The sequence below is a fragment of the Aureimonas sp. AU20 genome (assembly GCF_001442755.1).
Lineage (GTDB): Bacteria > Pseudomonadota > Alphaproteobacteria > Rhizobiales > Rhizobiaceae > Aureimonas.
Genome location: NZ_CP006367.1, coordinates 1,030,515 through 1,053,508, shown reverse-complemented (window position 1 = coordinate 1,053,508; position 22,994 = coordinate 1,030,515). Strand labels below are relative to the sequence as shown.

At 68.3% G+C, this 22,994-nt stretch carries 18 protein-coding genes; 15 read left to right on the top strand and 3 right to left on the bottom strand.

The window, feature by feature from the left end; all coding sequences use genetic code 11:
• Positions 1 to 62: 62 nt before the first annotated feature.
• Both M673_RS04820 and M673_RS04815 read left to right on the top strand, forming a co-directional pair.
• The gene (locus M673_RS04820) at positions 63 to 2,123 is read left to right on the top strand and encodes an acyltransferase family protein (protein ID WP_187301299.1); all 2,061 of its coding nucleotides are present in this window, start codon (positions 63 to 65) and stop codon (positions 2,121 to 2,123) included.
• A gap of 170 nt (positions 2,124 to 2,293) precedes the next feature.
• Positions 2,294 to 5,116, top strand: a complete 2,823-nt coding sequence (locus M673_RS04815) for a family 16 glycosylhydrolase (protein ID WP_061974046.1) — start codon at positions 2,294 to 2,296, stop codon at positions 5,114 to 5,116.
• A 53-nt stretch (positions 5,117 to 5,169) separates the two neighbouring features.
• On the opposite strand, the gene cobT is transcribed toward M673_RS04815, so the two are convergent.
• Positions 5,170 to 6,186 (bottom strand): nicotinate-nucleotide--dimethylbenzimidazole phosphoribosyltransferase, encoded by a 1,017-nt coding sequence (gene cobT, locus M673_RS04810; protein WP_061974044.1) that lies wholly within the window; start codon positions 6,184 to 6,186, stop codon positions 5,170 to 5,172.
• Positions 6,187 to 6,503: 317 nt separating this feature from the next.
• On the opposite strand from cobT, the gene cobS reads away from it, so the two are divergent.
• Positions 6,504 to 7,277: an adenosylcobinamide-GDP ribazoletransferase gene (gene cobS / locus M673_RS04805; protein WP_061974043.1), complete on the top strand. Its 774-nt coding sequence runs from the start codon at positions 6,504 to 6,506 to the stop codon at positions 7,275 to 7,277.
• A gap of 163 nt (positions 7,278 to 7,440) precedes the next feature.
• Here cobS and M673_RS04800 read toward each other — a convergent pair whose 3' ends face one another.
• Positions 7,441 to 7,707, bottom strand: a complete 267-nt coding sequence (locus M673_RS04800; RefSeq protein WP_061974041.1) for a hypothetical protein — start codon at positions 7,705 to 7,707, stop codon at positions 7,441 to 7,443.
• Between the two features lie 160 nt (positions 7,708 to 7,867).
• Here M673_RS04800 and M673_RS04795 point away from each other — a divergent pair, with 160 nt between their 5' ends.
• From M673_RS04795 to M673_RS04740, 12 genes are all read left to right on the top strand, one after another.
• Complete coding sequence (locus M673_RS04795) at positions 7,868 to 8,644, top strand: (Fe-S)-binding protein (RefSeq protein ID WP_061974039.1); 777 nt, start codon at positions 7,868 to 7,870, stop codon at positions 8,642 to 8,644.
• A gap of 26 nt (positions 8,645 to 8,670) precedes the next feature.
• Entirely contained in the window at positions 8,671 to 10,089 is a 1,419-nt protein-coding gene (locus M673_RS04790) for a LutB/LldF family L-lactate oxidation iron-sulfur protein (RefSeq protein WP_061977668.1), read from the top strand.
• Positions 10,086 to 10,727 (top strand): LutC/YkgG family protein, encoded by a 642-nt coding sequence (locus tag M673_RS04785; RefSeq protein WP_061974037.1) that lies wholly within the window; start codon positions 10,086 to 10,088, stop codon positions 10,725 to 10,727. Before M673_RS04790 ends, M673_RS04785 begins: the two co-directional genes overlap by 4 nt.
• 137 nt (positions 10,728 to 10,864) lie before the next feature.
• On the top strand, positions 10,865 to 12,298 hold the full coding sequence (gene pabB / locus M673_RS04780; RefSeq protein WP_061974035.1) for an aminodeoxychorismate synthase component I: 1,434 nt from the start codon (positions 10,865 to 10,867) through the stop codon (positions 12,296 to 12,298).
• Positions 12,295 to 12,903, top strand: a complete 609-nt coding sequence (locus M673_RS04775; protein ID WP_061974033.1) for an anthranilate synthase component II — start codon at positions 12,295 to 12,297, stop codon at positions 12,901 to 12,903. The genes pabB and M673_RS04775 overlap by 4 nt, the downstream gene beginning before the upstream one ends.
• Before the next feature lie 164 nt (positions 12,904 to 13,067).
• A complete protein-coding gene (locus tag M673_RS04770; RefSeq protein WP_244493087.1) occupies positions 13,068 to 13,580 on the top strand; it encodes a MarR family winged helix-turn-helix transcriptional regulator in 513 nt (170 codons plus the stop codon).
• Positions 13,581 to 13,843: 263 nt separating this feature from the next.
• Positions 13,844 to 15,481: a glucan biosynthesis protein gene (locus M673_RS04765; protein ID WP_244493088.1), complete on the top strand. Its 1,638-nt coding sequence runs from the start codon at positions 13,844 to 13,846 to the stop codon at positions 15,479 to 15,481.
• Complete coding sequence (locus tag M673_RS04760; protein WP_061974029.1) at positions 15,463 to 15,804, top strand: hypothetical protein; 342 nt, start codon at positions 15,463 to 15,465, stop codon at positions 15,802 to 15,804. Before M673_RS04765 ends, M673_RS04760 begins: the two co-directional genes overlap by 19 nt.
• A gap of 170 nt (positions 15,805 to 15,974) precedes the next feature.
• A complete protein-coding gene (gene mdoH / locus M673_RS04755) occupies positions 15,975 to 17,783 on the top strand; it encodes a glucans biosynthesis glucosyltransferase MdoH (protein WP_244493089.1) in 1,809 nt (602 codons plus the stop codon).
• A 461-nt stretch (positions 17,784 to 18,244) separates the two neighbouring features.
• Positions 18,245 to 19,480: an OpgC family protein gene (locus M673_RS04750; protein WP_244493090.1), complete on the top strand. Its 1,236-nt coding sequence runs from the start codon at positions 18,245 to 18,247 to the stop codon at positions 19,478 to 19,480.
• A 145-nt stretch (positions 19,481 to 19,625) separates the two neighbouring features.
• The gene (locus M673_RS04745; protein WP_061974026.1) at positions 19,626 to 19,838 is read left to right on the top strand and encodes a hypothetical protein; all 213 of its coding nucleotides are present in this window, start codon (positions 19,626 to 19,628) and stop codon (positions 19,836 to 19,838) included.
• A 79-nt stretch (positions 19,839 to 19,917) separates the two neighbouring features.
• Positions 19,918 to 21,324 (top strand): phosphomannomutase, encoded by a 1,407-nt coding sequence (locus tag M673_RS04740; protein WP_061974024.1) that lies wholly within the window; start codon positions 19,918 to 19,920, stop codon positions 21,322 to 21,324.
• A gap of 85 nt (positions 21,325 to 21,409) precedes the next feature.
• Here the strand turns inward: M673_RS04740 and M673_RS04735 are convergent, their stop codons facing one another.
• The gene (locus tag M673_RS04735) at positions 21,410 to 22,831 is read right to left on the bottom strand and encodes a mannose-1-phosphate guanylyltransferase/mannose-6-phosphate isomerase (RefSeq protein WP_061974022.1); all 1,422 of its coding nucleotides are present in this window, start codon (positions 22,829 to 22,831) and stop codon (positions 21,410 to 21,412) included.
• Positions 22,832 to 22,994: the final 163 nt, after the last annotated feature.

Sequence of the window (22,994 nt, the reverse complement as noted above, 5' to 3'; positions counted from 1 at the left end):
CTTGTCCAATCCTCTAGAGGATGTATGTCAGGAAAACCCGGACGCATGACAGGCATACCGCAGTGCAAGGTAAGATCGTCTCGACACTTGCACATGGTCTTGCGCCCACCGCCGAGGCGGGGCCAGGCGCCCCGTCCGCACCCCGGTCCAGCGCCTCTCACCGAGCCCCACAGCCCTACCGCGCCGACATCGACGGGCTGCGCGCGATCGCCGTTCTCTCGGTGCTTCTGTTTCACGCGGCGATGCTGCCGGGCGGCTTCGTCGGCGTCGACATCTTCTTCGTCATTTCCGGCTTCCTGATCTCGCGCATCATCTTTCGCGAGGTGGATGCGGGCGACTTCTCGATCGCGCGCTTCTACGAGCGCCGCATCCGGCGCATCGTGCCCGCGCTCGCCGCCGTCATGGGCGCGACCGCCCTCGTCTTCGCGCTCTTTGCCACACCCATGGATTACAAGATCATGGGCAAGAGCATGGCCGCGACGGCGGGATTCCTGTCCAATCTCTATTTCTATCTGAAGGGCGACTATTTCGATCCCTCCAGCGAGACCGCGCCGCTCCTGCACACATGGTCGCTGGCGGTGGAGGAGCAGTATTACGTCCTGTTCCCGTTGGCGGCGGTGCTGATGGGCCGTGTTTCGGCCGCGCGCCGGCTCGCCTTCGTGCTGGCGGGGTTCCTCCTGTCATTGGCCCTGTCGGTCTGGCTGGTGCGCGTCAACGCTTCGCTGGCCTTCTATCTGCCCTTCTCGCGCTTCTGGGAGATCCTCGCCGGCACGCTGGTCGCGCTCTGGCCCCGCGCGCCCGCGACGCGCGGCGGGGCCGAGTTTTGCGGCCTCGCCGGCCTTCTCCTGATCCTCGGATCGCTCGTTCTGTATCACGACGGAATGCTGTTTCCGGGCGAAAGCGCCCTGCCGCCCTGCCTCGGCGCCGCGCTGCTGCTCCAGGCCGGCCGGCACGGGGACAACCGGATCAGCGCTCTCCTGTCGCTGAAACCCCTCGTCTTCGTCGGGCTCGTGTCCTACTCGCTCTATCTCTGGCACTGGCCGGTTCTGGTCGGCGCGCGCTACGTGCTGATGCGTGAGCTGACCCCGACGGAGGGCGCGCTCGCGCTCGGCGCCACGGGCGTTCTCGCGTTTCTCTCCTGGCGCTTCATCGAGCAGCCTTTCCGACATGCCTGGCCCGGCCAGCAACGGCGCCTGTTCTGGGCGACTGCTGGCCTCGGCGCGCTGACGCTGGCCTTCACCCTCGCCACCCATGTCACCGGCGGCTTCACCGGGCGCTTTCACGAACCGGCCCGCAGCTATGCCGCCGCAGCTCTCGACACCAACCCGCGCCGCGGCGAATGCGACCGGATCGCGATCGATCGCCTCCGGGCCGGCGAGGCCTGCCTGATCGGCGATCCCGGCGCCCAGGCGCCGAGCTTCGTCTTCATCGGGGACAGTTTCGCCGACGCCGAAATGCCGGCCATGGACGAGGCCGCGCGCCGGGCCGGGCGCAAGGGCTATGCCCTCGTTCATAGCGGCTGCTTTCCGCTGGTGGGCGTTCGGCAGAGCAATCTGGAATGCCGCGATTTCGTGGACGCCGCGCTCGCCTTCGTGAAGAGCCATCCCGAACTCGGGCAGGCCATTGTCACCGCGCGCTGGACCAGCGCCCTCCTCGGCAACCGCTTCGGCCAGCTTAGGGGCGAGGGCTGGTTCATCACCGACGACGCCTCGCCCGCACCGGGCTACGCGGAAAACGCCGCCGTGTTTCGCCGCGGCCTCGCGCGCATGGTGGAGGCGCTGAGGCCGCTCGACGTCACGCTCCTCGCCTTCGTGCCGGAGCAGCGTTTCGACGTTCCGCGCGCCTTGATGTTCCACGCGCTGTTCGGCCGTCCCTCGGAAACGAGCCTGCCGCTCTCCCTGCACGAGGCCCGGCAGGCGCCGCTGCGCCAGGCCTTGGCGGAGGTGGCGCGCGCCCATCCGTTCCGCATCGTGGATGTCGGCGCGCGGCTCTGCTCGCCCGAGCGCGGCTGCCCTATGCTGCTGGACGCGACCCCGCTCTATGCCGACGACAACCATCTCAGCCGAAGCGGCGGACTCGCCATCGCGGATCTGTTCGGCAAGGCCTTGGGTCCCAAGGCGTGAGAGCAGGATTGGCTCGGATTTGAACTATATCTTCGCGCGATCCGAACGATCCATTTGCTTTGCTTGCCTGATTTCCCGCAAGAGCCCAAGTCGTTAAAATCATAAATGACATAACCCAGAGGAGTTAGGACTCCCCGCGTAGCATCCTTCCAAGCTCAGAGGGATGCAACATGGCGCTTCAGGATTTCTTCGGGAACCCCGTCAAGCTCAGCGGCGGTTATGTCAAAGCCGGCAATGCCTATACCAGCTCGAAGCTGGTGAACGGCACGGCGACGGGAACGGACGAGAACGACGGGTTTACTGTCGGCGTCGGCAACTACACGCTGATCGGCGGCAACGGCGACGACCGTTACTATCAGGTCCAGACCGGAACCAAGATCGTCGAGAAGGCCGGCGGCGGCATCGACTCAGTCTATCTCAGCGGCAGCTTCGTGATGCCCGACCATGTCGAGAATGCCTTCGTCGGCTATGCCGACGGCGTCTTCGGCAATTCGCTCGCCAACTACATCGTCGGCAACGCCAAGAGCCAGATCATCAATGGCGGCGCCGGCAACGACGTGCTGACCGGCGGCGGTGGCGGCGACATCTTCGACTTCAGCGCCAAGTCTGGCTACGACGTCATCACCGACTTCCACCCCGGCAAGACCTCCAGCCCCTCCATCCTGCCGGACACGATCCGCCTCAGCGGCTACGATTTCACCAGCTTCTCGCAGGTAAAGGCGGCGATGACGCAGGTCGGCAACGATGTCGTCCTGAAGATGTCGGCCACCGATTCCGTGAAGATCCTCGACACGAAGGTCGCCGATTTCAGCGCCGACAATTTTCATCTGAAGCTCGACACTTCGCAGTTCAAGCAGACCTTCAACGAGGATTTCAACAGCCTCAACCTGTCGAACGGCCAGAACGGCGGCACCTGGCGCACCGACTATGGCTGGGGCGGAGATCGCAACGGCGTCGCCGCCCGCACGCTTCCCGCCAACAGCGAGAAGCAGCTTTATGTCGACACCTCCATGGTCGACAAATACGGCAAGTCCGTCTCGATCGACCCGTTCAAGGTCAAGGACGGCGTTCTCACCATCCATGCCGACAAGACGCCGGACGCAAAGCTCGGCGCGCTCTACGGCTACCAGTACACGTCGGGCCTCCTGACCACGCGCGACAGCTTCGCCCAGACCTACGGCTATTTCGAAGCGCGCATGGACGTGCCCGCCGGACAGGGCGTCTGGCCCGCCTTCTGGCTCTACACCACGAGCAAGAGCGGCTCCGAGCTCGACGTCATGGAAAGCCACGGCACGGATCTGTGGACCGCGACGACCCACGACCATTCGACCGGCAAGGACAACCAGCTTTCCAGCACGATCTTCACGCCCGATCTCACCACGGGTTACCACACCTACGGCGTGCTTTGGACGGCCAGCCAGGTGACCTGGTATCTCGACGGAACGGCGGTGAAGTCCGTCGCGACGCCGGCCGACATGCACGGGCCGATGTACATGCTGGTGAATCTGGCCATCGACAAGACGGCGGATGCCTCGACCTTCAACGGCGCGGACCTCAAGGTGGACTATATCCGCGCCTATAGCTTGGCCAACAGCCCGCTCGCCTCGGTGCCGACGAACTCGCTGGTCGCCACGCCGGCCAAGCCCGCATTCCAGGCGCTTGTCGGCACCGCGCGCGACGACACGTTTGTCGTGACCCATTCGGGCGACACGATCCTGGAAAAGGCCGGCGGCGGCACGGACACGGTCCACACCTCGGTGGACTACACGCTGCCCGACAATGTCGAGAACGTCGTCCTCCTGTCGGGCGCGCTAAAGGTGGTGGGCAACGACGAGGCCAACCGCATGTTCGGCAACGCGGAAGCCAACACGCTGATCGGCGGCGCCGGCAACGACACGCTGATGGGCCAGGGCGGCGCCGACACGATGATCGGCGGCACGGGCGACGACTATTACGACGTCGACAATGCGGGCGATCTCGTGGTCGAGAAGCCCGGCGAAGGGCGCGACACCGTCGCCGCCTCGATCGACTACATCCTGCCCGACAATGTCGAGAATCTGACGCTGACCGGCAGCGCCCTGCGGGGCACCGGCAACGCGCTGGACAACACGCTTCTTGGCAACGCCATGAACAACACCCTGTGGGGCGGCGCCGGAAACGACGTGCTGGACGGCGGGGCGGGCGCGGACACGATGGCCGGCGGCACGGGCAACGACACCTATTATGTCGACAATGCCGGCGACAGGGTCGTGGAAGCGGCGGGCGAAGGCTCCGACTGCATCAACTCCTCCGTGGACTACACGCTGCCCGACAATGTCGAGAAGCTTGTCCTCACCGGCAGCGCCCTGCGCGCCACCGGCAACGATCTCGACAATGTCCTGCACGGCAACGCGTTGGACAACATCCTGATCGGCGGCGGCGGAAACGACCAGCTGGACGGCAAGGCCGGCGCGGACACGATGATCGGCGGCACGGGCGACGACATCTACTATGTCGACAATCCGCTCGACCTCGTCATCGAGCGGCCCGGCGAAGGGCGCGACACGGTGATCTCCAGCATCGACATCACCCTGCCCGCCAATGTCGAGCAGTTGATCCTGACCGGCTCGGCCGTTCGGGGCACGGCCGGCGACACGGCCGCCTCGCTCTACGGAAACGCGGTCGGCAACGTTCTCACCGGCGGCGCGGGCAACGACATCATCGACGGCAAGGCCGGCGACGACACGATCCGGGGCGGCGGCGGCAACGACTGGTTGACCGGCGGCTCGGGGCGCGATCTCTTCGTCTTCGGCCCCGGCGGCGGCGCGGACACGATCACCGACTTCAACGCGGCTGAGGACCGGGTCGACTGGTCGGCTTATGGCCATCACGGCCAGCTGCCGGCGATGGTGCAGTCCGGCAGCTCGGTCGTGGTCTTCTTCGACGGCGGCGACAAGGTGACCTTCCTCAACGAGACGGTGAAGGACCTGACCGACCATCACGTCTTCGGCTGAAGCCGGAGCCCATGCCAAAAGGGGCGGAGCCGGGCGGCTCCGCCTTTCGTCGTTCAGTCGCGATTGGGCACGCCGGCCTGCGCGAAAGTCGCCATGCCGTTGTGGCAGGCGATGGCGGCCTTCACCATGGCGCCCGCCAGCGCCGCGCCCGTGCCCTCGCCAAGGCGCATGCCGAGCGCCAGGAGCGGCACCTTGCCCATCCGCGCCAGGGCCGCCTGGTGGCCGGGCTCGGCCGAGACATGGCCGAACAGGCAATGGTCGAGCGCGGTCGGGTCCAGCGCATGAAGCACGGCGGCCGCCGCCGTCGCGACGAACCCGTCCACGATCACCGGCACGCGCTGCAGCCGGGCGCCCAGGATCGCGCCGCTCATCGCCGCGATCTCGCGCCCGCCCAGCCGGCGCAGCACTTCCAGCGGATTGCCGAAATGCGCGCGGTGCAGATCGATCGCCTGCTGCACCACGGCGCGCTTGTGCGCCATGCCGGCCGCGTCCTGCCCCGTGCCCGGCCCGACCCAGTCCGCCGCTTCGCCGCCCAGAAGTGCCGCGAAGAGCGCGGCGGCGACCGCCGTGTTGCCGATGCCCATTTCGCCGATGCAGAGAAGATCGGGCTGGTCGGCGAGGCATTCCATGCCGAAGGCCATGGTCGCCGCGCAGTCCTTCTCGCTGAGCGCCGGCTCCTCCGAAATGTCGTTGGTGGGATAGTCAAGCGCGAGATCGAAGACCTTGAGGCCGAGGTCGAAGGTGGCGCAGATCTGGTTGATCGCCGCGCCCCCGGCCGCAAAATTCTCCACCATCGCCTGCGTCACGCTCGGCGGAAAGGCCGAGACGCCCTTGGCGGCAATGCCGTGATTGGCGGCGAAGACGGCGACCACCGGCCGGTTGACGGTCGGCGCGCGGCCCTGCCACGCCGCCATCCATTCCGCGATGTCCTCCAGCCGGCCGAGGCTGCCGGAGGGCTTGGTCAGTTCCTCCTGCCGGTGGCGCGCATCGTGGCGGGCGCGGATGTCGGGTCCCGGCATCTGGGCGATCAGCGCGCGGATATCGTCGAAGGGCAGGCCGGTGGCGGACATGGAAAGCGGTTCCTCGAAACGATGCGGGCCGGGCGGAACGGACCGTCCGCTGCCGGCGTCGAACCGAGGCGAAGCCGCCGGCCAAAGGCGCGCGGGCGGATCGTCCGGGCCGAACCGCGCCTTTGGCCGGCGCCGCGCCCCGTTTCGGATCGACGCGAAGCTCCTTAAGGAAGAAGCCGGCCGCGCGCAAACGGGACGCTCGTCGGAAGGGCATTCCCGCCGAGCCGCAACGCTTCGCACGGTAGGACGAAAGACGGCGCGCCCGCCCCGGCGCCAGGGTTCACGGGGCAAGCGTCGAGCAAGGGGGATGGAAGCCGATGGATCAGCTTTGGGGACGCTTCTGGCGCGCGAGCGCCTTTCTGACGCGCCTGCCGGCCCCCGCGCGCGTCTTCGACGGCAGCCCTCCGCCGCTGGGGGCCGACGCCTCGGCCTTCGCCCTTGTCGGTCTTATCATTGCCCTGCCCCCGGCCCTCCTGCTCTTGAGCCTTGCGGCCCTGGGCCTGCAGCCGCTCGCCGCTGCGCTGCTCGCCCTTCTGTGTCTGATCGCGCTAACGGGCGCGCTGCACGAAGACGGGCTTGCCGACACGGCGGATGGCCTGTTCGGCCATGCCCCGCGCGAGCGCGCGCTGGAGATCATGAAGGACAGCCGAATCGGCACCTATGGCGCGCTGGCGCTGATCGGCAGCGTGGCCGCCCGCGCCGTGCTGCTCGGCGATCTCGCCGGCCACGCGCCCTCGCTCGCCGCCCTGGCGCTGATCGCGGCCGCCGGCGCCAGCCGGGGGGCCATGGCCTGGGTCTGGTCGAGCCTGCCGTCGGCCCGGCCAGGCGGCCTGTCGAGCCGCATGGAGGCACCGAGCCGAAGGGCGGGCCGGTGGGCCGCCTTCGCCGCGTGGGCGATCGCGGCCTTTGCCGGCGCGGCCATCGGCGGCGTCGCGGGCGCGGTGCTGCCGGCGCTCCTCGGCGTCGGTGGCCTCTGCCTGTTTCGCGCCTTTCTCCTGCGCCGCCTCGGCGGCACGACGGGCGACACGCTGGGCGCCGCGCAGCAGATTTGCGAAATCCTCCTGCTGCTCGGCTTCGCGATTGCGCGCTAGAAGCCGGGCCAAGACCTGCGGACGCAGGATGGGCCAAGGGATTATCGCCGGTTCGCAAGGAGCGAAGCTCGAGTCATGTGAGAGAGCAACGCCAAGCCTTCGCTCTGATATGAGCGCGCGAAAGACCTGGCCCGCCGACCCCGACAGGCTTTTTCCCTGATTCTTAGATCCGCAGCCCCGTGCCCAGCCCCATGGAGGCCAGAATCACCGCTGCGTCCGGCTCGGGCTCGATCACGGGAAGCCCCATCCCGTCGCGCACCGCCATCACGGCGATCTCGGCGTCCTCCGTGCCGGGCACCTCGAAAATGACGGGCGCATCTTCCACGCCCTCGCCTTCGCCGGCTTCCCGCGCGAAGACGCGCGCGTCACGCAGCTTCGTGAAGACCTGGAACTTGCGGGCATCTTCGCAATCGATACGGACTACGTACATTTTCTAGGCCTCCGTTCGGATTGAGGAAAAGTTAAGCACGAGTCTTCGACGCTGCCAAGCGCCTTCGCGGGCACCCTTCCCCGCCGCGATACGCCGCCTTGCGCCCGCGCGCGCGCCGTCGCAAAGGTGGGGCACAAGCCAAGACGGCAAGGAGGCCGCCATGGGAGAGCGATCCAAACCCGAGCGGCCCCGCGTCGCCCTCTTCGTCACCTGCCTCGTCAACGTCATGCGGCCCGGCATCGCCGAGGCGACGCGCGATCTTCTGGTGGCGGCGGGCTGCGAGGTGGACGTGCCGCTGGCGCAGACCTGCTGCGGCCAGCCGGCGTTCAATTCCGGAGACGAGATGGGCGGGCGTGCCATGGCGCGCCACCAGATCGAGGCGCTGGAGGGCTATGCCTATGTGGTGGCGCCGTCCGGCTCCTGCGCAGGCACGATCCGCCACGACTACACCCACACGTTCCGGGACGACCCCGTCTGGCTGCGCCGGGCGGAAGACCTTGCCGCGCGCACCCACGAGATCACCAGCTTTCTCGTGGATGTCATGGATTTCCAGCCCGCTCGGACGCGCTTTGACGCCAAGGCGACCTATCACGACACCTGCTCGGGCCTTCGCGAGCTCGGCGTGCACGACCAGCCGCGCCGCCTGCTCGAAAGCGCCGAGGGGCTCGACCTCGTGCCCCTGCCGGGCAGCAATGTCTGCTGCGGTTTCGGCGGCACGTTCTGCGTGAAATATCCCGCCATCGCCAATGCGGTGGTGGAGGAAAAGGCCGAGGCCGTGGAATCCACGGGCGCCGCGATCCTGCTCGGCGGCGATCTCGGCTGCCTCATGAACATGGCCGGCAAGCTGCAACGGCGCGGCTCGGCCGTGCGCATCTTCCACACGGTGGAGGCCGTGGCCGGGCGGCTTGGCGGCCCCGCGATCGGAGAAAAGCCGTGAGCGCGCCCGCGTCCGCTTCCGAAGCCATGCCGGACTTCCTCGCCCGGGCCGACGGCGCGCTGGGCGATCGCTGGCTGAAGACGGCGATCGACCGCACCACCGGCACAGCGCGCACCAAGCGCGCCGCAATCGTCGGCCAATGGCCGGACTTCGCGGTGGCGCGCGAGCGCGGCAAGGCGATCAAGGATCACGTGGTTCAGAACCTCGGTCATTACCTCGCCGAGTTCGAGCGCAATGCCCGCGCCAGCGGCGCGGTAATTCATTATGCCGAAACGTCGGACAAGGCCTGCCGCATCGTCGTGGACATCTGCCGCAAGGCGGGCGCGAAAAGCGTGACGCGCTCCAAGTCCATGCTGGGCGAAGAGATCGGCCTGCCGCACGCCTTGGAAGAGGCCGGCATCGAGCGGGTCGAGACCGACCTCGCCGAGCATATCGTGCAGCTCGCCGGCGAGCGGCCGAGCCACATCATCTGGCCCGCCATGCACAAGACGCGCGAGCAGATTTCCGAGCTGTTCCGCGCCGCCCATGCCGACCCGCACCGGGAGGAAACGGCGGAGGCCATGGCGGCCTCCGCCCGCCGGCACCTGCGCCAGCGCTTTCTCGACGCCGATATCGGCATTTCCGGCGCCAATTTCCTTATCGCCGACACGGGCAGCGTCTGCACCGTGACGAACGAGGGCAATGCCGAGATGACCACGACGCCGCCCCGCATCCACATCGCGACGGCCGGCATCGAAAAGCTCGTTCCTTCCGCCGCCCATGCCGCGATGATGCTGCGGCTTCTCGTGCGCTCGGCCACGGGCGCGGCGCTGACGCAGTACACGACCTTCCACACCGGCCCCAAGCGCGCGGGCGATCTCGACGGGCCGGAGGAGTTCCACATCGTGCTCGTCGACAACGGGCGCACGCGCATGCTGGCGGGCGAGGAGATGCGCGCCATGCTGCGCTGCATCCGCTGCGGCGCCTGTATGAACCATTGCCCCGTCTTCAACCAGATCGGCGGCCACGCCTATGGCGGCACCTATCCCGGCCCGATGGGCGCGGTGCTGACGCCGATCTTCGACGGGCTGACCCACAAGACGCGCGACCTCGCCCATGCTTGCACGCTGAACGGGCGCTGCCGCGAGGTCTGCCCGGTGGACATTCCGCTGCCGACCCTGCTCAAGGGCTGGCGCACGGCGAGTTGGCGCGAAGGGCTGGAGCCGCGCACCATGCGCGCCGGGCTCGGCCTCTGGCGCTGGCTGGCGACGCATCCCCGGCTTTACCGGCCGGCCACGAGCCTTGCCGCGCGGGCGCTGCATCTCATGGGCGGCGCGCGCGGGCGCATCGCCTCGCTGCCGCTGGTCGGCGGCGCCTGGACGCGCCATCGCGACATGCCGGTGCCTCCCGCCGGCCCGACCTTTCTACAGGCCGAAGCCGCGCGGCAGAAGGCGGCGCAGCGATGAGCGCGCGGGAGGCCATCTTCTCGGCGATCGGCCGGGCGCTCGGCCCAGCCAAGTCCGCTGCCGCGATCCAGGCCGAGGCCGACGTGCTGCTGGCCGAGCCGGAGCGCGTGCGCCCGCGCCTGCCCGAAGGCGATCTCGTTTCGCTGTTCGAAGCGGCGGTGACACGGCTGCCGCCCGGCGCCTCGTCGGAACGCGTCGCCGGCTTGGCGGCCCTGCCCGGCGCTGTGGCGGCGCATCTGGCGCGGCGAGGCCGCGAGCCGGCGCTGAAGCTCCAGCCGCTCCCCGCCCTGCAAAACCTCTCGTGGGCGGACAGCGGCGCCGCGCTGTCGCATGAGGTGGACGATCGCGTCGCCCTGTCGATGGCCGAATGCGCCATCGCGGAAACCGCGAGCCTCGTGATCCGCTCCGGCGCGGATATGGCGATCCTCGACGCGTTCATGCCGCTGCATCACCTCGTCGCGCTGCGCGTGTCCGACATCGTGCCGCATCTGGAAGAGGCCTTCGCCCGCTTCGACCTCGCCCGCAGCCGCAATCTCGTGATCGTCACCGGCCCGAGCGGCACGACCGACATCGAGGGCAGTCTGGTGATCGGCGTCCACGGCCCCGCGACGCTGCACATCTTCCTGATCGAAGACTGAGAGGCGGCGACGCTGGTTCGCAGGTCGGCTTTCGGATCGACAGGCCGGCCGCCAGATTCTATCGGGAGGCGAGACGCTGAGCCCGCCGCCGTTCGGGCAGGCGGGCGAGCGGCAACGAGCAGGGGGAACAGGCCGGCATGTGGCGCGAAGCGTTCGAGGGATGCGATGCGGCGGAGGCCGCCCGGCGCCTGCGCCCGCTCGGCCGCCTCGCCTTTCTCGACAGCGCCGCGCCCGGCGGGCCGAACGGGCGGCGCTCGGCCGTTCTGGCCGCGCCCTTTGCCGGCTTCACCGCATCGCTCGAGGGCGCAAGCCTCGGCACGGAGCGGTTCTCCGGCTGCCCCTTCGCGGCCATCGACCAGGTGCTGGCGCGCTACCGCGCGGAGGGGGACGACAAGACCCGTCTCGGCCCCGGCCTCGCCGGCTTCATCAGCTACGAGGCCAGCCATTTCACTGAGGAGCTGCGCCGGACGCCGGACTTCGAGCCCGCAAGGCCCCTGATCGCGCTCGGCCTCTACGATACCGCCCTCGTCTTCGACCACGAGACAGGCCGCGCCGAGATCGTCTCCAGCGGCTTTTCCTCTCATCTCAACGCCGCCTCGCCGCTCGCCTTGCGCGAGGCGCAGGCGCGGCGGCGGATCGGTGAGTTCCGCAAAGCTCTCTCGACGCCTCCCCCGCCGGACCCGGCCGCGCCAGCGCAGGCCCTTGTCTGGCGCTCCGATCGCACGGTGGAGACCTATGCCGCGATGGTGGAGCGGGTGCGGGACTTCATCCGCGCCGGCGACATCTATCAGGCCAATGTCGCGCGCCGCTTCGAGGCCGATCTGCCGGAGGGCTTCGATCCGTTCGGCTTCTACCGCGTACTGCGCCAGGTGAACCCCGCGCCCTTCGCGGCTTATCTCGACATGGAGGACCGGGTGGTCGCCTCGGCCTCGCCCGAGCTGTTCCTGCGCCTTCGTGGCCGCGATGTGGAAACGCGGCCCATCAAGGGCACCGCGCGGCGGATGGCCGATCCCGAAGAGGACGCGCAGGCGGCGAGCGCGTTGCTCGCCTCCGCCAAGGACCGGGCCGAGAACGTCATGATCGTCGATCTCCTGCGCAACGACCTGTCGCGCGTGGCGGAGCCCGACAGCGTCGAGGTTCCCTCGCTCTGCGCGCTGGAGAGCTTTGCCGGCGTCCACCATCTCGTGTCCGAGGTTCGCGCCCGGCTGCGCCCCGAGGAGGGGATCGGATCGCTCCTGCGGGCCAGCTTTCCCGGCGGCTCCATCACCGGCGCGCCCAAGATCCGCGCCTGCGATATCATCACCGAACTGGAAGGGCGCAGGCGCGACCTTTATTGCGGCGCCATCGCCCATCTCGGCTTCGACGGAGCGGCCGATCTGTCGATCGCCATCCGCACCGTGGAGTTCGAAGCCGGGCGGGCGCGCTTCGGTGCGGGCGGGGGCGTGACGATCCTGTCCGAAGGCGAAGCGGAGTTCCGGGAAACCGCGACCAAGGCCCAGCGCATTCTCGACGCCTTCGCCGCCTATGCAGCCGGGTCAACCATCGAGCCGGGGGACGGGAGCCCGTCGTGATCCTGCTTCTCGACAATTACGACAGCTTCGCCGCCAATCTCGCGCGCTATCTCGAACGCCTCGACCTTCGCGTCCGAAGCGTGCGCAGCGACCGCATCACGCTCGGCGAGATCGAGGCGCTGGCGCCCGATGCCATCGTCCTGTCTCCCGGCCCCTGCGGCCCGGCGGAAGCCGGCGTCAGCCTCGCCTGCGTCCACGCCTTCTCCGGGCGTGTGCCGATGCTCGGCGTGTGCCTGGGGCATCAGGTGATCGGCGCGGCCTTCGGCGGCGTGGTCGGCCCGGCCCTGCGCCCGATGCACGGCATGGCCTCGCCGCTTCGCCACGAGGGCGACGCCCTGTTTGCCGGCTTGCCCGATCCGATGGAGGCCGGGCGCTACCATTCGTTGATCGTGCGCTCGACGGCGGAGATGGAGCGGAGCCTTCGCGCGGTCGCGTGGTCGCCGGAGGGCGAGATCATGGCCCTGCGACATCTCGGCCATCCGACATGGGGAATCCAGTTCCATCCCGAATCGGTCCTAACCCCGCAGGGCAGCCGGATACTGGCCAATTTCAGGACATTGATTGGTCGGAAACGGGTCGATCCCGCGTCGGATCAAGGGACTTGACCGCGTTTTTGCGGATTTTTCGAGACGTCTCAAAGGCTTGAAGCCCCACAGCGGCCCATGGGGCTGAACGCTCGATCAAACAAGGCCACTTTATCGCCTCGGTCGTCAGCCAGCTTATAATTACTTAAATGCGAAACGTCAGGGCTTCTTGCATATCGTTTCGCATGAACGAGCGTATCAGTTTGCGGGGCCAAGGCGTGCCGGACACGATGGTCTCTTCCCCTCCTTCGAATGCGGTGGACGACGAAGCGCAACTGGTCACGGCGCTCCTGTCGATCTCCAAGTCGACGCGCGCCTTTCTCGCCCTTCTCCTGGCGCAGATCGATCTGCATCCGGGCCAGGACCAGCTTCTGGTTCGTCTGACGCCGGGCGAGTCCGTCAGCGTCTCGGCCCTGGCCGAACAGCTGGCCGTTCGCCCCTCCACGGTTTCCAAGATGCTCGATCGCCTGATCGAGAAGAGCCTCGTCCTGCGCGAGTCCAACAGCCGCGACGCCCGGCGGACCATGGTGACGCTGACGCCGGCCGGGGAAGCGGCCAAGCAGCGCGTGCGCACGCTCTGGATGCGGCTCGAGACCGAACTGGGCAATTCCATGGAAGGACCCGAGCGCCAAGGGCTTCTCGCCTCGCTCCAGCAGGTCGACCATCTCCTGAGCGCGCGCCTGCGCCGGCTTCGCTAGAGGCGCGAGTTCGGCGCGCGGGGGTGCGGGGCGAGGGTCCGGTTCGCGGGGGCGGTCCTCATTTCCGCCCAAAAGCTGGGGTCAGCGGGCAGGGTTGCGGCACGTCGTCCCATCGGCGGCGAGCGGCAAGCGGAAATCCTGCCGCGTGTGGCCGGCTAAAGCTGGTGACCTTGTTGGCGAGTTGAGCGAAAGCTAGGCTATTCAAGCCTTTTCGCATATGCTCAAACGCGCGCGCCCTCAACGAGAAGAAGATCGCCATTCCCGTGACGAGACCCTCGCATCTTTCCCGACGCACGGCGTTGAAATACGGCTTGGGCAGTGTGTTCACCCTGCTTTGGGCCGAGGCCCGAGCTCAGGACCCGCAGCCGCAGCCGGCTCCTGCCGCACCGCAGCAGGCCGCGCCCGCGCAGCCCGCCGCCCCGCCCACGACGGTCGATCTCAATGCCTTCTCCTTCGACGCCCTGTCGGCGGCGCTGCGCAACCGCGCGGCCCAGCCCTATCAGGAGCCGCCGAACGAACTGCCGCAGCCGATCACGGATCTCGACTACGACCATTACCGGCGCATCCTCTATCGCCGCGACCAGACGGTCTGGGCGAACGAGCCGCTGAACTTCCAGATGCAGGCCTATTTCCCGGGCTTCCTCTACAAGGCCATCACTCGCATCTACGTGGGCGACGGCGCGCATTTCCAGCCGCAGGTCTTCTCGGGCGCCAATTTCGAGTTCCTCGCGCCGCTCGATCCGTCGGTCTTCCAGAACATCCAGCTTCCCGGCGTCGCCGGCTTCCGCCTCAACTATCCGCTCGACCGGCCCGATCTCTACGACGAGCTCGTGTCCTTCCTCGGCGCGTCCTATTTCCGCGCGCTCGGCATGAACAATCGCTACGGCCTTTCGGCGCGCGGCCTCGCCATCAACACGGCGACCACGACGGCCGAGGAATTCCCGCGCTTCACCGCCTTCTACATCGTGAAGCCGCAGCCGGCCGACGAAACCGTCCAGATCTTCGCCGAGCTGGAAGGGCCGAGCCTGACCGGCGCCTACGCCTTCCTGCTGAAGCCGGGCCCGCAGACCGTCATCGACGTGACGGCGCGCCTGTTCTTCCGCGGCGAGGTGGAGCGGCTGGGCGTCGCGCCGCTGACCTCGATGTATTATTTCGGCGAGAACGACCACGCCACGCGCGAGGATTTCCGCCCCGAGGTCCACGACAGCGACGGCCTGTTCATCCAGCGCCCGAACGGCGAGCGCCTGTGGCGCCCACTCAAGAACCCGGACGATCTCGCGCTCTCCTACTTCGCCGAGACCTCGCCCAAGATGTTCGGCCTCCTGCAGCGCGACCGCGAGTTCTCGCATTACGAGGACGTCCAGGCCCATTACGAAATGCGCCCCTCGCTCCTGATCGAGCCGCTGGGAGACTGGGGCCGGGGCATCATCCAGCTGGTCGAAATCCCGACCGATTCGGAGGCCAACGACAATATCGTCGCCTTCTGGGTTCCCGAGGAGCGGCCCAAGGCCGGCTCGCAATACGAGTTCCGCTACCGCATGCACTGGGGCTATCTCGACGAGATGCGCAGCCATGTGGCGAGCGTGGCGGGAACCTTCGCGGGCGTCGGCGGCAACGCGGCCGACACGTCCGACACCGGCCTTCGCCGCTTCGAGATCAACTTCGCCGGCGGCACGGCCGAGAACCTGCCGGGCGACGCGATCGTCGTGCCGATCATCGACGTGCCGGACGGCGCGCGTCTCGTGCATAGCGGCATCTCCCGCCTGCCGGGCGGCGGCTGGCGCCTGTCGATCGAGCTGGAGAAGCTGAACGCCAGCCCGGTGGAGTTGCGCGCCAAGCTCTCCTTCAACCAGCGCATCATCTCCGAGACGTGGCTCTATCAATGGACGGGACGCCCGTGATCGGCCGCGACACGACGCTCTCGGTGCGCACCAACACGGCGGAGGCCGATCGCTTCTTCGATTCGCGGCCCGTGGGCTATCTCGTGAACCGGCCGGACCTGTCGGAGGAGGAGGTCCTGGCCGCGATCGCCGAGCGGCTCGCCTTCGACGGGCGAACCGGGCCGGAGCCGCAGGTTGTGATCGAGGCCGCGCGCCTGGGCAAGCGCAAGGCGCTCGCCTTCCTGCGCAAGCTGGTTCTGCCCCAGCCTCGCTCGCCGCTCGCCATGCCGGTGCGCCCGATCCTGCGCGAGCACCTGACGCACGGCGTCGGCGAAGGCCATTAGACGATCCAGCGGCGGCCTCCCGGGCCGCCGTCCTCGTTGCCGCAGCGCGGCCTCGCCCGATGTGCTATCGGCGGGGCAGCAAAGCCGGGCCGGCCTGGCTCCCATGATTCCGTCAAGGTCTAATGATGGTGTCCCCGTCCCGCGAAACATCCTTGTGAGCGAGCGCATCCGTGATCGTATTGGGTAGACTGTTCTTCGCGCTCTTCGCGCTTCTCCTCGCCGTGGTGGCGGGCGTGCTCTTCGCCGTGGTCATCACCGCGAACGGCACGACCTGGCTGCATGTGGTGCAGGTGCTGCTCCTGATCGTGTGCTGCCTCTGGCTCGCCTGGGGTTTCAACACGGCGGTGGTCGGCATCTTCTCCCGGCGCGGCCGGCGCTGGACAGCCGCGCCCGACGGGCGCCGCTCGCAAAGCCGCACCGCCATTCTCATGCCGGTCTACAACGAGGACGCCGACGCCGTTCTGGCGCGCGTCGCCGCCATGATCGAGGGCCTGCAGGCGATCCGCCGGCTCGACCATTTCGACGTCCACATCCTCAGCGACTCCACCAAAGCCGAGGCCGTGGCGGCCGAGCGGCGCGCGACCTTCTCGGTCGCCGCTGCGCTGGAGGCCGGCGGCCATCTCTATTATCGCAACCGCAAGAAGAACGTCGGCCGCAAGGCCGGCAACATCGCCGACTTCGTCACCAATTGCGGCGGCGCCTACGACTACATGCTGATCCTCGATGCCGACTCGCTGATGCGGCCCGAGACCATGCTTGAAATGGTCGCGCGCATGGACGCCGATCCCGAGCTGGCGCTGCTGCAGACCCAGCCGCTCATCATCGGCCGGCGCACCATTTTCGGCCGCGCGCTGCAGTTCTCGGCCGGGCTCTACTCGCCAGTCTTCTCGCGCGGCATCGCCTCGCTCCAAGGGCGCGAAGGGCCGTTCTGGGGCCACAACGCCATTATCCGCACCCGTGCCTTCGCCGATCATTGCGGCCTGCCGAACCTGTCGGGCAAGCCGCCCTTCGGCGGCCACATCCTGTCCCACGACTTCGTGGAAGCCGCGCTTCTGGCGCGCTCGGGCTTCAAGGTGCGCGTCGATCCCGATCTCCAGGGCTCGTTCGAGGAAGCGCCGACCAATCTGATCGAATACGCCAAGCGCGACCGGCGCTGGTGCCAGGGCAACCTGCAGCACGGCCGCCTTGTGCCCGCGCCCAATGTCCGGCTCTGGAGCCGGGTATCGATGATCTCCGGCATCATGGCCTATGCGGCCTCGCCGATCTGGCTGCTGTTCCTTGTGGTCAGCCTGCTCGACCCGATTCTGAGCCCGGCGCCCAACTACTTCCCGGCCGACTCGCTCTTCCCGGTCTTTCCGCAGCCCGAAACCGGCAAGGCGCTGCTGCTCCTGCTCGGCATCGTGCTGCTGCTGCTGCTGCCCAAGACGCTGATCGCCTGCTACACCGCCTTCACGCGCCGCTCCACCGCCTTCGGCGGTACGCTCACCACGCTGATCGGCGGCGGCGTCGAGCTGGTGCTGACCAGCGCGCTCGCGCCGATCATGATGATGTTCCAGTCCAAGGCGGTGACGGAAATCCTGCTCGGCCTCGACAGCGGCTGGCCGTCCACCGACCGCGACGACGAGGGCCTGCCGCTCAAGACCGCCTTCCAGGCCTCCTGGTGGATGGTGATCGCCGGCGCGATCCTCCTGTTCCTGACCTTCTTCTACGCGTTCGAACTGTTCTTCTGGGTCTGCCCGATCGCGATCCCACTTCTGATCGCGCCGGTCTTCATCTCGCTCACCGGCAACCCGGCGCTGGGCGACGCGGTGCGCCGGTCCGGCGTCTTCGCAACGCCCTTCGAGCTCGACCCCGAGCCCGTGATCCGCGCCTCGGAGAAGTGGCGTCGCCGCCTCACCGACGAAAGCATCGGGCGCGATCTCCCCGCCCCCAAGGATGCGGCACCCTCGCAAGGACCCGCCACGCTCGTGTCGGCCTGATCGCGCCCATCGCGCCACGTCGTCGTCTCGCAAGGCCGGTTACGCTCGCGCGTAGCCGGCCTTCTGCGTCGGGGCGGATGGCCACCCATTCGAGCCCTGTCAACGCTAGCCTCCTTGCCCTTCCGCGCCGCCGAATGCTTGGCCGCCTCCCATTCGGGGCGGAAAAGACGTTCAGCAGGGGTTCAGGCGGCGGGCTCTAGTCCTAAATCTCTCTTATCGAGTGGAACCTCCCTCGGTCGGGAGCAGGAACGCGCCGTCCCTCGGAAAGGGTCGGCCCTAAGTTCGCCTGCGCGGTCTCGACCGGGCTCGGCCATGACGGTTCGCCGGGGAGCGGACGGATAGCGCTGCGGGATGCCCATGGGCACCGGCAGGACCATCCGGCCGCGCTGCCCGTCGGCGACCGTTCGGCCGGACCGGGCGAACCCGCATTCGCGAACGCGCAAGGAGTGGATCGACTGACCATGACATCCGCCAGGGTTGGCGCGCCGGGCTCGGCGCGCGACAATCGCGTCGATTTCTTTCGTGGCTTCGCCCTTCTGACGATCTTCGTCAATCACGTGCCCGGCGTGATGTGGGAACACCTGACCTCGCGCAATTACGGCTTTTCCGACTCGGCCGAGCTTTTCGTCTTCCTGGCGGGCTTCGCCTCCGCCTTCGCCTATGGCCGGCCCTTCCTGCAAGGTTCTGCGCTGGTCGCGAGTGTCAAAGCTCTGCGCCGGGCGGGCACGCTCTACCTCGTCCACATCACGCTGACGATGATCACCGTCTCGATCTTCGCCTTCGCGGCGATGGGCACGGGCGACGGGCGCTATCTCATGCAGCTCGGCATCGGCTACTTCATGACCCAGCCGATCGAGACGCTGGCGGGCGTCGCGAGCCTGATGCACCAACTCGCCTATCTCAACATCCTGCCGATGTACTGCGTCATCCTTCTGATGCTTCCGGCCATGCTCGCCATCGCGCGCCGCGTCGGGCTCTACGGCCTGCTGATCGTCTCGGCCACGCTCTGGGCCATCGCGGGCACGACCGGCTTCAACCTGCCCAACCACCCCAATCCCGGCGGCTGGCAGTTCAATCCCTTCGCCTGGCAGCTGATCTTCGCCATCGGTCTTGCGGCGGGTCTCGCCAAGGCCGGCGGCCGCGCGCTCGTCGCCTACAATCCGGCGCTCTACACGATTGCACTGGTCTATCTCTTCCTGTCCTTCCTGTTCGTGGAGTTCCAGCTCTGGCACTGGTCCGCCATGGTGCCCGGCCCGTTCCTGATGACGGGCTTCGACAAGACCTTCGTGACACTGCCGCGCCTTCTGCATTTGGCCGCGCTGGTCTATGTCTTCGTCCACGCGCCCTATGGCTCGGTGTTCCGCCGGATCGGAGCGAACAATCCGCTCTGCCTCGTCGGGCGCCATTCGCTGCCGATCTTCGCCACGGGCACGATCCTGTCGATCCTGGCGCAGGCGCTGCGCCTCGACCGCGAACCCGCCTTCCTGTTCGACACGACGCTGATCGCGATCGGCCTCGCGATGCATTTCGCGCTGGCGCTGTTCCTGGAATGGTGGCGCGGAGCGAGCGCGCCCGCCAAGCGCGAGGGGCCGGCCAAGCGCGAGGGGCCGGCCAAGCTAGACGCCAAACCGGCCACCCCTTCCCTGCGGCCCGCCGCCGAGCCCCGGCCCGCCCCCTCGCTCGGCCGCACGACCTAATCTCCCCGCGCCCTCCGTCCGCTTCCGGACGGAGGGCTGAGCGAACAGGGAACTTCGGCGTGTTCGCCGCGCGAAAGCCGGTCGTGTTTCCCGTGCGATCGGCTATAAGAGCGGCCGATCCCGGGACTTGGGCGAAAGGCCTGCCATGAAGGACCAGCACCATCCCTTCTTTCGTCCGCTCTGGCGGCGCGTCCTCGTGGTGGCCGTCTGCTTCCTTTGGGCGGGCGTCGAGCTTTATGCCGGCAGCCAGACCTGGGCGCTGATCTCGGCCGGCATCGGGGCCTACGGCATCTGGATCTTCTTCATCACCTACCAGCCGATCGACGAGCCGCCGCTCCCTCCGCCCGGCGAGCGCTGACGGCGCAGACCCGCGCCCCCCCGGCACGGGCGCTTCGGCCCCCGCATTCTTTCCCCAACCAACGGCAGGACAGGTCTTCATGAGCTTGAAGTTCGGAACCAGCGGCTTGCGCGGTCTCGTCACCGATCTCCTCGGCGAGCCGAGCTATCGCTACACGCTCGCTTTCCTACGGGTGATGAGCGAGCGCGGCGCGCCGAAGAGCCTCCTGATCGGCCGCGACCTGCGCGCCAGCAGCCCCGAGATCGCTGGCCTTGCGGCAGCGGCCGCGCGCGACGCGGGCTTCGAGCCGATCGACGCCGGCGCCGTGCCGACGCCGGCCCTCGCGCTGGAAGCGGCCCGTCTCGGCCTGCCCGCCGTGATGGTGACCGGCAGCCATATCCCCGAGGACCGCAACGGGCTGAAGTTCTACGGGCTGAAGGGCGAGATCACCAAGGAGGACGAGGCCGACATTCTCGCCGCCTTCGAAGCGATCGGCCCCGTCGCGCCCGAAAGCCTGACGCCGCCGGCCAGCCTGCCCACGTCGGAAGCGCGAGCGCTCTATCTCTGGCGTGCGGTGGACGCGTTCGGCACCGAGGCGCTGCGCGGCGCGCGCATCGGCATCTATCAGCACAGTTCCGTGGCGCGCGATCTTCTGGCCGAGGCGGTCGAGGCGCTGGGCGGCGAGGCCGTGCCCTTCGGGCGCGCCGACAGCTTCATTCCGGTGGACACCGAGGCACACCGGCCCGAAGACCTCGCGATCCTCGGTGAGGCCGGGCGGGACGGATACGACGCGATCCTCTCCACCGACGGCGACGCCGACCGCCCCTTGATGGCGGACGAGCGCGGCGAGGTGATCCGGGGCGACGTTCTCGGCCTGATCGCTTCGGGCTATCTCGGCTTCGACACGATCGTGACGCCCGTCACCTCCGGCTCCGCGCTGGAAGGCTCGGGGCTGGTGGACAAGGTGCTGCGCACCCGCGTCGGCTCGCCCTATGTGATCGCCGGCATCGAGCAGGCCCTCGCCGAAGGGCGCAAGGGCGTCGCCGGTTTCGAGGCCAATGGCGGCTTCATCCAGGGCACGGATGCCGAGGTGGACGGGCGGCGCATCCCGGCCCTGCCGACGCGCGATGCGCTGCTGCCGCTTCTTTGCGCGCTGGTTGCGAGCCGCCGGGAAGGCGTGCCGCTCTCCGCGCTGGTGGAGCGCATCGGCGCGAAGCCCGCCGCCTCGCACCGGCTCCAGAACGTGCCGAGCGAGAAGAGCGGCGCGTTCCTCGCGCGCCTCGCGGACGACGAGACGTTCCGTTCCAGCTTCTTCGAAGGGCTCGGCGCGCCCGGCGCGGTGAACCGGCTGGACGGTGTGCATGTCACGCTCGCGAACGGCAACACGATGCATTTCCGCGCCTCCGGCAACGCGCCGGAGCTGCGCTGCTATGCCGAGGCCGAAACGCCGGAGGCCGCCAAGGCCCTGGTGGCGGACGGGCTGGAGCGCGCCGCGCGCGCGCTCTGACCCCGCCCCGACGAACAGGCACCCGATACGAAAAAGGGCCTCCCGAGGGAGGCCCTTTGCTTTTGCGCCAAGGGGTCCAGCCCGCTCAGTTGCGGGCGTAGATGTCCTCGATGCGCACGATGTCGTCCTCGCCGGTATAGGAGCCGACCTGCACTTCGATGAGCTTCAGGTCGATCTTGCCGGGATTGTGCAGGCGATGGGTGCAGCCGATCGGCAGATAGGCGGCCTCGTTCTCGTGGAACAGCTTCACCGTGCCGTCCACCGTCACCTCGGCGGTGCCGCGCACGACGACCCAATGCTCGGCGCGGTGGTAGTGGCGCTGAAGGCTGAGGATGCCGCCCGGCTTCACGCAGATATGCTTGACCTGGAAGCGCTCGCCGATGTCGATGCGCTGGTACCAGCCCCAGGGACGGTGGATCTTGTGGTGCTGCCCGGCCTCGGGCCGGCCCTCGCCATGCAGCTGTGCGACCAGCGATTTGACGTCGCCCGCCCGGTCCTTGGCGGCCACCAGAACCGCGTCCGGCGTCGAGACGACGACGACGTTGTCGAGGCCGACCACGGTGGTCAGCACCTCGTCGGAGCGCACGAAGCTGCCCGTGGTGCCGAGAACCGAGACCGGCCCTTCCAGCACGTTGCGGTCGGCATCCGCCGTCTTGATGTCGTAGAGCGCGTCCCACGAGCCGACGTCGGACCAGCCGAACGAGGCCTGGAGCACGCCGGCGCGCGTGGTCTTCTCCATCACGGCATAGTCGATCGAGATGCGCGGCGCGCTGGCGAAGCGGGCGGCGTCGAGCCGCAGGAAGTCGAGATCGCGCTGCGCGCCGTCCACCGACTCCTCGGCCGCCTTCAGCGTCTCTGGCGCGTTGGCCGTCAGTTCGGCGATCATCAGCGAGGCGGGGAACAGGAAGTTGCCGCTGTTCCAGCTATAACCCTCGGTGATGTAGCGCTCGGCCGTCTCGGCATTGGGCTTCTCGGCGAAGCGGGCAACCTCGAACAGGCGGCCGTTGCCGCCGAGCGGCGCGCCGGGCGCGATGTAGCCATAGCCCGTCGCGGGCCAGCTCGGATGGATGCCGAGCATCATGATGCGCCCCTCGCGCGCCGCCTCTGCGGCGGTCAGGCAGTCGCGCGTGAAGGCTTCGCCGTCGGTGATCACATGGTCGGCGGCCAGCACGAGGCAGAGCGCGTCGGGGTCCCGGCGGCTGGCGATCACCGCGCCGACGGCGACGGCGAGTGCGGAATCGCGGCGCTCGGGCTCGAGCACGATGTCGGCGTCGATGCCGTTGCGGGCGAGTTGCTCGGCCACGGTGAAGCGGAAGTCGGAATGCGTGACCACGACCGGCTTGGCGAAGCGCGGGCCGACGACGCGCAGCATCGTTTCCTCGAAGGTCGTGCGACCGTCACCGAGCAAAGGCACGAACTGCTTGGGCATGGTGTCGCGGGAGACCGGCCAAAGGCGTGTTCCCGCGCCGCCCGCAATGATGATGGGATGCACGTCGAAGGCGCTCATGTCTTTTCCTTCCGGGTGATGATCGCCGGCCCGCGTCCGGTCTCGAGATAGGGCCCTTTGTGCTGGAGTGGGCACTGCAGCGCAACCGTGGAATCCATTCCGCACCCAGCTTGTGCTTTTTGCGGTAAAGAGGCATGAGTTTCGCGCGGGCGACGCCATCTGT